Origin of the sequence: Sphingomonas sp. CFBP 13603 (assembly GCF_014892665.1) — a bacterium.
Classification (GTDB): domain Bacteria; phylum Pseudomonadota; class Alphaproteobacteria; order Sphingomonadales; family Sphingomonadaceae; genus Sphingomonas.
Window position 1 is genome coordinate 100,736 of record NZ_JADBIA010000004.1, and the last position, 13,167, is coordinate 113,902.

The 13,167-nt window shown below is 66.3% G+C and carries 9 protein-coding genes; 5 read left to right on the forward strand and 4 right to left on the reverse strand.

The features are described 5' to 3' along the window. Window positions 1-8: 8 nt before the first annotated feature. Genes IFR23_RS08250 through IFR23_RS08260 form a run of 3 tightly spaced genes read right to left on the reverse strand, consistent with a single transcriptional unit; the run spans window position 9 to window position 3,894 of the window. Window positions 9-1,106: an acyl-CoA dehydrogenase family protein gene (locus IFR23_RS08250; protein WP_192975464.1), complete on the reverse strand. Its 1,098-nt coding sequence runs from the start codon at window positions 1,104-1,106 to the stop codon at window positions 9-11. After that, a complete protein-coding gene (locus IFR23_RS08255; protein WP_192975465.1) occupies window positions 1,103-2,641 on the reverse strand; it encodes an acyl-CoA synthetase in 1,539 nt (512 codons plus the stop codon). Before IFR23_RS08255 ends, IFR23_RS08250 begins: the two co-directional genes overlap by 4 nt. Next, a complete protein-coding gene (locus IFR23_RS08260) occupies window positions 2,641-3,894 on the reverse strand; it encodes an acetyl-CoA C-acetyltransferase (protein WP_187504768.1) in 1,254 nt (417 codons plus the stop codon). The genes IFR23_RS08255 and IFR23_RS08260 overlap by 1 nt, the downstream gene beginning before the upstream one ends. Window positions 3,895-4,006: 112 nt before the next feature. Here IFR23_RS08260 and IFR23_RS08265 point away from each other — a divergent pair, with 112 nt between their 5' ends. After that, window positions 4,007-4,579: a TetR/AcrR family transcriptional regulator gene (locus IFR23_RS08265; protein ID WP_192975466.1), complete on the forward strand. Its 573-nt coding sequence runs from the start codon at window positions 4,007-4,009 to the stop codon at window positions 4,577-4,579. A gap of 52 nt (window positions 4,580-4,631) precedes the next feature. Next, window positions 4,632-6,251: a choline dehydrogenase gene (locus IFR23_RS08270; protein WP_192975467.1), complete on the forward strand. Its 1,620-nt coding sequence runs from the start codon at window positions 4,632-4,634 to the stop codon at window positions 6,249-6,251. Between the two features lie 210 nt (window positions 6,252-6,461). Here the strand turns inward: IFR23_RS08270 and IFR23_RS08275 are convergent, their stop codons facing one another. Next, window positions 6,462-7,241, reverse strand: coding sequence for an SDR family NAD(P)-dependent oxidoreductase (locus IFR23_RS08275; RefSeq protein WP_192975468.1), 780 nt, complete (start codon window positions 7,239-7,241; stop codon window positions 6,462-6,464). Window positions 7,242-7,345: 104 nt separating this feature from the next. Here IFR23_RS08275 and IFR23_RS08280 point away from each other — a divergent pair, with 104 nt between their 5' ends. The 3 genes from IFR23_RS08280 to IFR23_RS08290 are packed head-to-tail and all read left to right on the forward strand — an operon-like array spanning window position 7,346 to window position 12,951. Further along, the gene (locus IFR23_RS08280; protein ID WP_192975469.1) at window positions 7,346-8,716 is read left to right on the forward strand and encodes a cytochrome P450; all 1,371 of its coding nucleotides are present in this window, start codon (window positions 7,346-7,348) and stop codon (window positions 8,714-8,716) included. Window positions 8,717-8,758: 42 nt separating this feature from the next. Continuing rightward, window positions 8,759-10,846 (forward strand): alpha/beta hydrolase family protein, encoded by a 2,088-nt coding sequence (locus tag IFR23_RS08285; RefSeq protein WP_192975470.1) that lies wholly within the window; start codon window positions 8,759-8,761, stop codon window positions 10,844-10,846. Continuing rightward, entirely contained in the window at window positions 10,843-12,951 is a 2,109-nt protein-coding gene (locus tag IFR23_RS08290) for a S9 family peptidase (protein WP_197978356.1), read from the forward strand. The genes IFR23_RS08285 and IFR23_RS08290 overlap by 4 nt, the downstream gene beginning before the upstream one ends. The last annotated feature ends 216 nt before the right edge of the window (window positions 12,952-13,167 follow it).

Genomic DNA, 13,167 nt, shown 5'->3' on the forward strand with positions numbered 1-13,167 from the left:
TGCTCCGATCAGGCGGCGTTGCGCATTTCGAGTTGACCGACGAGGCGTTCGCGCCACGCTGCGGGGCTGCCGGCGACGAGCGCGAGCTGGCGCGAGCGGCGGTAATAGAGGTGGCAGTCGGACTCCCAGGTGAAGCCCATCCCGCCATGCGTCTGGATGTTCTCCTTGGACGCGAACCAGTATGCGTCGGACGCGGCAACGCGCGCGGTGGCGGCAGCGAGCGGCAGTTCGGCGGCGCCCGCGTTCAGCGCCCACGCGCCATAATAGGCGTTCGAGCGCGCGAGTTCGTTCTTCACGTACATGTCGGCGAGCTTGTGCTTGATCGCCTGATAGCCGCCGATTTGCCGGCCGAACGCGTAGCGATCGAGCGCATAGCCCTTCGCCATCTCAAGGCACCGATCCGCGCCCCCGAGTTGCTCGAACGCGAGGAGCACGGCGGCGCGGTCGAACACTGCCTGCACCGCGGCGATGCCGTCGTCGGTGCCGAGCTTTTCGCAAGGCGCGTCGGTGAAGGTGAGGCGCGCCGCACTACGTGTCGGGTCGAGCGTTTCGAGGACTTCCGCTGTGACGCCCGACCCATTCTCGACGAGGTAGAGGCCGTCGCGCGCGAGGACGACGATCAGGTCGGCGACATCGCCGTCGGTGACGGGGATCTTGTCACCAGTGAGCTTGCCACCGGAGACGGTGGTGCGGATCGAGCGCGCGGTGACCGGGCCGGCGCCTTCGGAGGTGGCGAACGCGCCGATGACATCGCCCGCCGCGATCCTCGGCAGCCATCGGACTTTCTGGGTGTCGCTGCCGTACAGCATCAGCGCTTCGGCGACGAAATAGACGGTCGAGGCGAACGGGATCGGCGCGCAAGCCCGCCCGAGTTCCTCGGCGATCGCGCAGAGTTCGATATGGCCGAGGCCCAGTCCGCCAAATTCCTCGGGGATCGCTGCGCCGAGCCAGCCCTGTGCGCCTACCGCTTTCCATAAGTCCGCATCATACGCTTTGGCGGAATCGTCGAGCACTGCGCGGACGCGGTCGCTGCCGCAATGCGCCGCAAGGAACTTGCGCACTTCGTCCTTGAGGAATTTCTGGTCGTCGGAATAATCGAAGTTCATGCGGACTCCTTCGAATGCGCCCAATATTCGTCGCGGAGCAGCCGCTTGTAGAGCTTCCCCGTCTCGTGCCGCGGCAGCGTGTCGCGGAAGTCGATCCTGCGCGGCGCTTTCACATGGCTGAGGTTCGCGCGGGCGAAGGCGCTGAGTTCGGCCGCCAGTTGCGCGCGGTCTCCGGACGGGTCGGCGGGGCAGACGATCGCCACCACCTGCTCGCCCATCTCGTCGTCGGGCGCGCCGATCACCGCGACGTCGGCGACCTTCGGATGCGTGACGAGGAGGTTCTCGATCTCGGCCGGATAGATGTTCACGCCGCCCGAGATGATCATGAAGCTCTTGCGGTCGGTGAGGTAGAGATAGCCCTCCTCGTCGAGCCAGCCGACATCGCCGAGCGTCGTCCAGCCGTGTGCGTTCGCGGCCTCCGCGGTCTTGGCGGGGTCGTTGTGATATTCGAACGCCCCACCGCCCGCGAAATACACGTCGCCTTCAGCGCGCGGGGGCAATGCGTTGCCGTCCTCGTTGCAGATCATCGTCTGCGCGGTCAGGTTGCGACCGACCGAACCCTGATGCGTCAGCCACTCCGCGCTGGAGATCGCGCAGAACCCGTTGCCTTCGGTACCCGCGTAATATTCGCCGATGATCGGGCCCCACCAGTCGATCATCGCCTGCTTGACCGGGAGCGGGCAGGGGGCGGCGGCGTGCCAGACAGCCTTCAACGACGACACGTCGTAGCGCGCGCGGACTTCGGGCGGGAGCTTGAGCAGGCGGATGAAATGCGTCGGCACCCATTGCGCGTGCGTGACATGGAACCGTTCGATCGCCGCGAGCGCGGCTTCGGGATCGAAATGCTCCATGACGACGACGGTGCCACCGACCTGATGCACCGCCATCGACCAGCGTAGCGGCGCGGCATGATAAAGCGGCGCAGGCGAGAGATAGACCATCTCGGGCGTGAACCCGTACAGCCCCTTGCCGAGCATCACGAGCGGCGAGACGTTGGTCCCGAATGGCTCGTCCGACAGCGCGTGTTTTACCCCCTTCGGCTTGCCGGTGGTGCCCGACGAATAGAGCAGAATTCCACCAGGAGACGGGTCGGCAATGGGCGTGGCGGGTTTTGCATCGCGCGTGGCTTCGTAAGACGCGTACCCGTCGATCGCGCCGTCGACGACGTAGCGGCGCACGTCGTCGAGCATCGGCACCAGCGCCGCCGCCACCTCGCCGCACCCCTTGCTTGCAATCAGCACGCGGCAATTGCCGTCGCGGATGATGTACGCCGCCTCGCTCGCGGTGAGTTTCGACGACAAGCACGTGCAATAGACGCCGGTGCGCTCGGCCGCCCACATCACCTCGAGATAGCGCGGCGAATTGTCCATCAGTACCGCGATGCCCTCGCCGCGCTTCAGCCCGAGCGAGCGGAGCAGGTGCGCACCCCGGTTCGCCCGTTCGTCGAGGTCGCGATACGTCACCGTCTCGCCCGTCGCCGCCATGATGTAGGCGGGTTTGTCGGGCGTCGTCAGCGCATGCGCGACGGGGTGCATCAGACGCGCTCGATGATGATCGCCGGCGCCATCCCGCCGCCCGCGCACATCGTCACGAGCCCGCGCTTCAGGTCGCGGCGTTCGAGTTCGTCCAATATCGTGCCGATCAGGATCGCGCCGGTCGCGCCGATCGGATGGCCGAGCGCTATCGAGCCACCGTTGACGTTCACCTTGTCGCGATCGAGCTTCAGGTCGCGGATGAACTTCTCCGCGACCACCGCGAACGCCTCGTTGATCTCCCACAGGTCGATGTCGTCGACCGTCAGCCCGGCCTTCGCCAGAACCTTCCGTGCCGCGGGGACGGGGGCGTTGAGCATCAGCGTCGGGTCATCGCCCATGTTCGCCATCGCGACGATCCGCGCGCGGGGCTTGAGGCCATGCTTGGCGGCGTAATCGGCACTCGCGAGCAGCACCGCGGCGGCGCCATCGACCACGCCCGACGAATTGCCGGCATGATGGACGTGCTTGATATCGACGTCGGGATAACGCCGGTTGATCTGCTTGCGATACGTCGTGCCCTTCTCGTCGAGCGGAATGTCGGCGATCCCAGCGAACGAGGGGCGCAACGCCGCGAGGCCCTCGGCAGTCGTATCGGGCCGCGGGTACTCATCCTTCTCGAGCACCAGCGCACCGGTATCGTCGGTGACCGGCACGAGGCTGCGATCGAACCGTCCTTCGGCAATCGCAACCGCGGCACGGCGCTGGCTCTCAAGCCCAAGCGCTTCGAGCGTTTCGCGGTCGATCCCCTCGATGCTGGCGATCGCGTCGGCGCAGATCCCCTGGTTCGATTGCGGATGCGCCGCGTCGAGCCTCGCGTTGCCCGATCCGATCCCGAGCGGCCGCTTGCCCGCCGCCATGTCGTCCTGCATCATCGTCGTGGTCAGCGACATCATCTCGGTCCCGCCGGCGATGACGAGGTCTTCCATCCCGCTCATGATCTGCGCCGCAGCGAAGTTCACCGCCGTGATCCCGCCGCCGCAGAACCGGTCCAGCGTCGTCCCGCTCGCCTTGACGTCATAGCCCGCATCGAGCGCCGCCATCCGCCCGAGATCACCGCTCTGCTCGCCACGCTGCGTCGAGGTCGACCAGATGATGTCGTCGACATCGGCGGTTTCGAGGTGGTTGCGCTCGGCAATCGCTTTCAGCACGGTCGCGGCAAGGTGTTGGGGATGCATATGGGCTAGGGCGCCCTTGCCCGTCTTGCCGATCCCGCGCGGGGTACGGACGGCGTCGATGATCAATGCCTCGGCCAACATCGCTCTCCTGTCGCATCCGCCGGTCTGGTCCGATCGTGATGCCTAATGCTAGGTGAAGCCGGATTGCGCCCGGCCTCGTTCCGACGTAACATTCGTTATGGAGGGTGGCTTGTCAAGCACGGTATCGATCGAAGACGCGGCGGCGACCCGGGCGGATCTGGCGCCGCGCGACTGGCTCGAGATCGGCCAGGCGCTGCTGAAAAGCGGCGGCCTGCGTGCGCTGAAACTCCGCGGCCTGGCGCAGGCGGCGGGGGCGTCGACCGGCAGCTTCTATCATCATTTCAAGGATTTCGACGGCTATCACGCGGCGCTCGCCGAGTATTTCGCGGAGGCGCAGATCGATCCTTTGCTCGCGTCGCTGACCGCGTCTGACCTCGCGCCGGTCGAGCGGATCCGCGCGTTCGCCGAGCATGTCCGCGAGCACGACATGTCGCAACTGGCGCTGGCAATGCGTGCCTGGGCGAAGAGCGACGTACGCGCGGCGGCGGCGATCCGCGAGCATGACGACAAGGTCATGGCGTTCCTGGTCGCGCAGTTGACCGCGCACGGGTTCGATTCCGTCGAGGCGGGTATTCGTGGCTATGCGCTGCTCGCGGTAGGGTTGAGCGAAGTGCATCCGGTCGAGGGTCTCGATCGCGGCGTGCTACGCAACGGGTTGCTAACGCTGCTGTGCGAGCGCTAGCCTGATACCGCGACTCCGTAAAAAAGCGGAGCGCGAACAAGAGGATGCGGGCATGCAGACGTATGACTACGTGATTATCGGCGCGGGCTCGGCCGGCTGTGTGCTCGCCGCGCGATTGACCGAGGACCCGGCGATAAGCGTGCTGCTGCTCGAGGCGGGCGGGCGCAACGACGGTGTGCTGGTGCGAATGCCCGCAGGTGTCGGCGAACTCATCAAGAGCAAGAATGCGAGCAACTGGGGCTTTTCGACCGAGCCCGAGCCACATCTCGATAACCGTCGCCTGTGGTGGCCACGCGGCAAGGGGCTGGGCGGTAGTTCGTCGATCAACGGCATGATCTACACGCGGGGCCATCCGCAGGATTACGACGAATGGCGGCAGATGGGCCTGCCCGGTTGGTCGTTCGACGACGTGCTGCCGTATTTCAGGCGGCTCGAGGGGCATCATCGCGGCGAGTGCCCCTTGCATGGCGGCGGCGGGCCGCTGACGATCTCGGGCGGCGAGTCCGACAGCCCGTTCTACGACGCGCTGGTCGATGCGGGGCGGCAGGCGGGCTATCCGGTAACCGAAGATTTCAATGGCGCGAGCCAGGAGGGCTTTGGGCGCTACGACCTTACGGTGGCGGACGGAAAGCGCTGGAGCACCGCGGCGGCGTATCTGCGCCCGGTATTGTCGCGGCGCAACCTGACCTGCGTCACCGGCGCACGGACGACGCGGATCCGGATCGACAAGGGGCGTGCGACCGGCGTCGATTACGTGCTCGACAAGGGGGCGCGCGCGGAGTCGGTGACCGCCACGCGCGAAGTGCTGCTATGCGCGGGCGCGGTGCAGTCGCCGCATATCCTCCAGCTGTCGGGAATCGGCGATCCGGATCGGCTGACCGCGGCGGGGGTCGGCGTGGTGCATGCGTTGCCCGGCGTCGGGGAGAATTTGCAGGACCATCTCGATGTCGTGATGAACTGGAAATCGCGCGGGCTGCGGACCGGGTACGCGATGACCAAGGGCGTGGGGATGATTGGCGTCGGGCTGAACTACTTGTTGCGCGGCAAGGGGGCGGGGCGGCAGCAATTCCTCGAGGCGGGCGCGTTCGTGTCGTCGCGCGAAGGGCTGTCGCGGCCCGACGTGCAGATCCACGCGGTGCTCGCGATCATGCAGGATCACGGGCGGACCAAGGCGGTCGAGGACGGCTTCACGCTGCATCTCTGCCAGTTGCGGCCGCAGAGTCGGGGGCGCATCGGGTTGCGCTCGGCCGACCCGTTCGCCGACCCGACGATCGTCGCGAACTATCTCGCGACCGCGGAGGATCGCCGCGTGATGCGCGCGTGCGTCGGGATCGGTCGCGATGTCGCACGGCAGGCGGCGCTCGATCCATACCGCGCGGGGGAATTGTCGCCGGGTGAGGACGTGCGGACCGACGACGAGATCGACGCCTGGGTAAGGCGGACGGCGGAGACGATCTACCACCCCGTCGGGACGTGCAAGATGGGCGCCGCAGACGATGCACTGGCGGTGGTCGATGCGACCTTGGCCGTGCGCGGGCTTCAGGGGTTGCGGGTGGTGGACGCCTCGGTGATGCCGACGCTGATCGGGTCCAACACCAACGCGCCGACGATTATGATCGCGGAGAAGGCGGCGGACATGATCAAGGGACGGCAACTGGCGCGGGCGGCCTGAAGAAACCGCTCCCTACGCCAAAGCATCAACCCGCCTAACTACCACCACCCCGGCGAAGGCCGGGGCCCAATTGGAAAGGTCGCGGTAACGAGGCGCCGTCTTCAGTTACGAACACTCCCCCATTTGGGCCCCGGCCTCCGCCGGGGTGGGGCAACTAGGATAACCGATGATCCTTCCCTCATTGTCGCCGCGGTAAGTGTGGAGACGATCCTACCGAGGCGCCATCCGGATCGCGCCATCCAGCCGTACATCCTCGCCGTTAAAATACCCGCATTCGATCATCGTCAGCGCCAGCGCCGCAAACTCCTCCGGCCGCCCGAGCCGTTTCGGAAACGGCACCGACGCCGCCAGCGCATCGCGCACCTGCTGCGGGGCGGCCGCCAGCAATGGCGTGTCGAAAATCCCCGGCAGGATCGTGTTGACGCGAATCCCCTCGCCCATCAGGTCGCGCGCGATCGGTAAGGTCATCCCGACCACCCCCGCCTTCGATGCGGAATACGCGGCTTGCCCCATCTGGCCGTCCTCCGCCGCCGCGCTCGCGGTGTTGACGATAGCCCCCCGCTCGCCGTCTTCACCCGGCTCCAACGTCAACATCCCAGCCGCCGATTTCGCGAGACAACGGAATGTGCCGACGAGGTTGATCTGGATGATCCGGTCGAATGCATCGAGCGGGAAATGCTTGATCGAGCCGTCCTGCTTCGAGCGCCCCGCCGTCTTCGCCGCATTCCCCGTGCCCGCGCAATTGACCAGGATCCGCTCCTGACCATGCACCGCACGCGCCGCCGCGAACCCCGCTTCGACGCTGTCGTCGGACGTGACATCGACCTTGCAGAACACCCCGCCGATCTCGTCCGCCAGCGCCTCGCCCTTGTCCGCCTGAAGGTCGAAGATCGCCACCTTCACCCCCTTGGCGGCCAGCGCGCGCGCTGTCGCCGCGCCCAAGCCCGACGCGCCGCCGGTCACCACGGCAGCACTGTTTGCGAGGTCCATGCATCTCTCCTGTCAAAGCCCCGGGATCCGCGCCCCGGTTGCAGAACAATAGTTATGCCGGTATCCGGGACTTGCCAAGCCGGCATGTCGCTGAGGATTTGTCGATGAGCCACGCCGTGTTGCAGAACGCCAGTCCGCACTGGCTCCCGCGTCAGCAAAAAGGCGCGCTCGATCACATCCCCGGCAGCTATGGCCTGCCGTTCTTCGGCAACACCTTCAAATTGCTGGCGGATCCGATCGCGTTTTCGGAAGGTATGGCCGCACGATACGGCCCGATCTATCGCAACCGCGCGCTCGGAGGCACCGGCGTGAACCTGCTCGGCCCCGATGCGAACGAACTGGTACTGTTCGATCGCGACAAGATCTTCTCGTCCGAACAGGGCTGGGGGCCGCTACTCAACATGCTGTTCCCGCGCGGCTTGATGCTGATGGATTTCGACAAGCATCGCGCCGACCGCAAGGCGTTGTCGGTCGCGTTCAAGCCCGAACCGATGCGGCATTACGCGACCGAACTCGATGCCGGGATTGAGGCCGCGATCGGCGGCTGGGCCGGGCAGACCTTGCGATTCTACGACGCGGTCAAGAAGCTCACGCTTGATCTCGCTGCGACCAGCTTCCTCGGCGTGCCGCTCGGCGCGGAGGCGGACCGGATCAACCAGGCGTTCGTCGACGAGGTCCAAGCGAGCGTCTCGCCGATCCGCAAACCCTGGCCCGGCACGCAGATGCGCAAAGGCGTCCGCGCCCGCGCGTATCTGGTCGACTTCTTCGAACGCGAGATCCCGGCACGACGCACCGGAAACGGCCAGGATTTCTTCTCGCAATTCTGCCGCGCGACCGATGACGACGGCGCGCCGCTGTCCGCGCTGGCGATCGCCGACCACATGAACTTTCTGATGATGGCCGCGCACGACACGATCACCTCGTCCGCGACCAGCCTGGTGATGCTCCTCGCGCGCAACCCGGAGTGGCAGGAGCGGCTGCGCGAAGAGGTCGCGTCACTTGATCCGGCCGTGCCGCTGACCGAGCAACTCGATCGGCTCGTCCTCACCGAATACGCGTTCAAGGAATCGCTGCGGATGATGCCGCCCGTCCCGTCGATCCCGCGGCGCGCGCTCAAGGATTTCAGCTTCGGCGGCTATGACATTCCCGCCGGGACGAGCGTCGGCACGGGCATCACCTATACGCACCGCATGGCCGAGCATTGGCCCGATCCCGACAAGTTCGACCCGCTCCGCTTCACGCCCGAGGCATCGAAGGGCCGCCACCGGTTCGCCTGGGTGCCGTTCGGCGGCGGCGCGCATATGTGCATCGGCTTGCATTTCGCGACGATGCAGATGCGCCTGCTGATCGCGCATCTGCTCCTGCGCTACCGGATCGAGGCGGCGGCGGGCAGCGGTGACGCGTGGCAGGTGTTCCCGATCCCGCGGCCGAAGGACGGTTTGCCGGTCACGTTCGTACCGCTTGCCTCCACGTGATAATGTGTCATCGTAACGCGGTTCAATCGAAGGAGCCGTTCGTTGCGCTTGACCCTTGCCTTCCTCCTGCTCGCGGCGACGCCGGCCTTTGCCCAGCAACAGCAGACCGCGCCGGTACCTGCCCCTGTACCTGATGGCCCGACGCGCAGCTTCACCGGGAGCGACCTGTTCGGCCTGACGATCGCGGCCGATCCGCAGATCAGCCCGGACGGCAAGACGATCGTCTATGTCCGCCGCACCGGCGACGTGATGACCGACACGATGCAGTCCTCGCTCTGGCTGATCGACGTCGCGAGCGGTCGCCAGACGCCATTCGCCACCGACGGCAGCAGCCCGCGCTGGTCGCCTGACGGTGCGCGGATCGCCTATGCCGCGCGCGACGGCGAGGGATCGCAGCTGTTCGTCCGCTGGCTAAGTGGTTCGACGAGTGCGCGCGTAACGAGCTTCCCCGGCGATCCGCAGGCGCTCGCGTGGTCGCCCGACGGCACCAAGCTCGCCTATATCGCCACGGTAGCAGGCGAGGGGACCAAGCTCGGCACGCAGCCGCCCAAGCCCGAGGGTGCCAAATGGGCCGAGCCGCTGACGATCATCGACCGGGTCAACTACCGCAACGACGGACCGGGCTATGTGAAGCCGGGCTACGACCACCTCTTTGTGGTCGGCGCGGACGGGGGCGCGGCGCGGCAGCTCACATACGGCAAGTTCGACGATGGCGGCCCGCTGTCGTGGACGCCCGACGGCCGCAGCATCGTCTTCGCCGCGATCCGCGGGCCGGCCGCCGACCGCCAGGTGATGAACTCCGACGTGATCGCGGTCGACGCGATGAGCGGCACGATCCGGACGCTGACCACGCGCGACGGTCCCGATGCGCAGCCACGCGTGTCGCCGGATGGCTCGAAGATCGCGTGGCTCGGCTTCGACGACAAGCGCCGCAGCTACGAGAACACGCAGCTCTATGTCGGCGACCGCGACGCCGCCTCGCCGCGCTCGCTGACCGCGACACTCGACCGCGCGATCGAGGACGCGGTGTGGTCCACCGACGGGCGCAGCCTGTATGCGAGCTACGACGACCACGGCCAGCGCCGCGTCGCCCGCGTCGGGGTCGATGGTCGCGTCACGCCGCTGATCGACAATGTCGCGGGCGGCGGGCTCGACCGGCCCTATACCGGCGGCGAGTTCTCCGTCTCGAAGGGCGGCACGATCGCCTATACCGGTGGCGATGCGAGCGCGCCGGCCGACGTCTGGGTGCTGGCGGGCGGTAAACCGCGCCGCCTGACGACGCTCAACGCCGTGCTGACCGGATCGAAGGCGCTCGCACAGGTCCGCAAGATCGCAGTGACCGCACCCGATGGTCGCCCGATCGACGCATGGCTCGCCACCCCGCCGAGCCGTGCCGGAGGTCAACGCGTACCGCTGATCCTCGAGATCCACGGTGGCCCGAACGCCGCCTACGGCCCCGGCTTCGCGACCGACATGCAGCTCTACGCCGCCGCCGGCTATGCGGTGCTCTGGACCAACCCGCGCGGCTCGACCTCCTACGGCGCCGAGTTCGCCAACCTGATCGACAAGACCTACCCTGCCGCGGATTACGACGACCTGATCGCCTCGGTCGACGCGGCGATCAAGGACGGCACCGCCGATCCGGACAATCTGTTCGTGACCGGTGGCTCTGGCGGCGGGCTGCTGACCGCATGGATCGTCGGCAAGACCGACCGGTTCAAGGCCGCCGCGACGCAGAAGCCGGTGATCAACTGGATCAGCGAGGCGCTGACGATGGACAACACGCTGTTCACCTCGCGCTACTGGTTCACCAAGCTGCCGTGGGAGGATCCGATGAGCTATTGGAACCGCTCGCCGCTGAGCCTGGTCGGCAACGTCAAGACGCCGACGCTGGTGGTGGTCGGCGGCGACGATTACCGGACGCCGGTGAGCGAGTCCGAGCAATATTACGCCGCGCTCCAGATCCGCGGCGTTCCGACCGCGCTGGTGAAGGTGCCGGGCGCCAGCCACGGTGGCCTCGCCGCTCGCCCGTCGCAATCGGCGGCGAAAGCGTCGGCGATCATCGCCTGGTTCGATCGATACCGGAAACCGGCAGGCGCAACGACGCCGGCACAGGGAGTTGCACAATGACGATACGGTACATGATGCTGGCCGGCGTGGCGCTGGTCTCGACCGCAGCGGTCGCACAGGTCCAGCCGCCGCGCGTCGCCAAAAAGCCGTTCCAGGTGACCTCGCCCAACGGCGCGCGCGAGGACGATTATTACTGGCTGCGCGACGACACGCGGAAGAACCCGGCGATGCTCGCCTATCTCGCCGCGGAGAACGCCTACGCCGATGCGCAACTCGCGTCGCTGAAGCCACTCCAGGCCAAGCTCTACGAAGAGACCGTCTCCCACATCAAGCAGGACGACAGCTCGGTTCCGTACACGAAGAACGGCTATTACTACGGCTCGCGGTTCCAGACCGGGGCGGATTACCCGATCCTCGAACGGCGCAAAGGCAGCTGCACCGCGCCCGCCGAAACGCTGTTCGACGAGCCGGCGATGGCAAAGGGACACAGCTTCTTCGCGCTGAGCGACTGGGCGGTGAGCCCCGACAACGCCCGCGTCGCCTGGGCGGAAGATACCGTTGGGCGCCGCCAATACGTGCTCAAGGTCAAGGACCTAGCAACCGGTGCGACGATCGCCGACACCGTCTCGAACATAGAGCCGAACGTCGTCTGGGCGGACGACAACAAGACGTTGCTGTACGTCGAGAAGGACCCGGTCACGCTGCGCGGCTACCGCGTGAAGGCGCACGTCCTCGGCACGCCCGTCGCCAGCGATCGGCTGCTGTACGAGGAGAAGGACGACACCTATTCGATGGGCGTCTCCCGCACGGCCGACGACAAGTTCGTCTGCATCGGCGTGAGCAGCACGGTCAGCGACGAGCAACGCTGCGCGCCGGCCGCGGCCCCGACCAGTTTCACGATCGTCGCACCGCGTGCGCGCGAGTTCCGCTACAGCGCGGATCACATCGGCAATCGCTGGATCATCCGCACCAACAAGGCCGCGAAGAACTACAAGCTCGTCACCGTCGCCGACGCCGATCTGGCGAAAGGAACGACGGCATGGCGCGACCTGACTCCGGCCAGCGACACGGTCTTCATCGAGGGGTTCAAGCCCTTCGACGGCTTCGTCGCAATCGACCAGCGCGAAGGCGGCAACCGCATGATCCGCGTGCTGAACGACGCAGGCAAGTCGACCCCGGTGACCGCCGACGAGCCCGCCTATCGGATGTCGCTCGACGTCAACGAAGAGACCGCGACGCCGTGGGTGCGTTACACCTATGGCTCGCTCGTGACGCCGACCACGACCTACGAGGTCAACGCGAAGACCGGCGAGCGCCGCGTGCTGAAGGTCGCGCCGGTGCCGGGCTATGATCCCGCGAAATACGTCACCGAACGCGTCTGGGCGCCCGCGCGTGACGGCACGCGGATCCCCGTGTCGCTGGTCTATGCCAAGGGCACAAAGCGAGACGGCACCGCACCGCTCTTCCAATATGCCTATGGCAGCTACGGAATCTCCAGCGACCCGGCAGTCGATCCGGGCCGGATCGGCCTGCTCGATCGCGGCGTGGTCTATGCGATCGCACATATCCGCGGCGGGCAGGAAATGGGCCGCGGCTGGTATGATGACGGGCATCTGCTCAACAAGAAGAACAGTTTCACCGACTTCATCGACGTCACCCGCTATCTCGTCGCGCAGAAATATGCCGCGAAGGACCGCGTCGCGGCGATGGGCGGCAGCGCCGGCGGGCTGCTGATGGGCGGCGTCGCGAACATGGCGCCGGCCGACTACAAGCTGATCATCGCGCAGGTGCCGTTCGTCGACGTGGTGACGACGATGCTCGACGCGTCGATCCCGCTGACCACGTTCGAGTACGACGAATGGGGCAACCCCGCGCAAAAGGCGTCGTACGATTACATGCTGAGCTATTCGCCGTACGACAACGTCAAGGCGAAGGCCTATCCGGCGCTCTATGTCGGCACCGGGCTGTGGGACAGCCAGGTGCAATATTACGAGCCGACCAAATGGGTGGCCAAACTCCGCGAACTCAAGACCGACACAAACCCGCTGCTGTTCCGCGTCAACATGGAGGCGGGACACGGCGGCAAGTCGGGACGGTTCGAACGCTACCGCCAGAATTCCGAGTGGCAGGCGTTCATGCTGCAACAACTGCACATCGTTCGCTGATCGCCGTCTTCTGACATCGGTGCGACCGGTTTGACCCGGGATTTGGAGGTATCGGCATTGGACAAGAGACGATGTCGACACCCACCGACGAGGACCAATCTAGTATAAGAAAATTGATTTCTTTATTGACCGTCCCGCGTGATTACTCGAAACTCGCGCAAGTTCGAGACGGTGAGAAGCTGCGATCGGCGTACATCAGCGCACCGGTGTCGTATG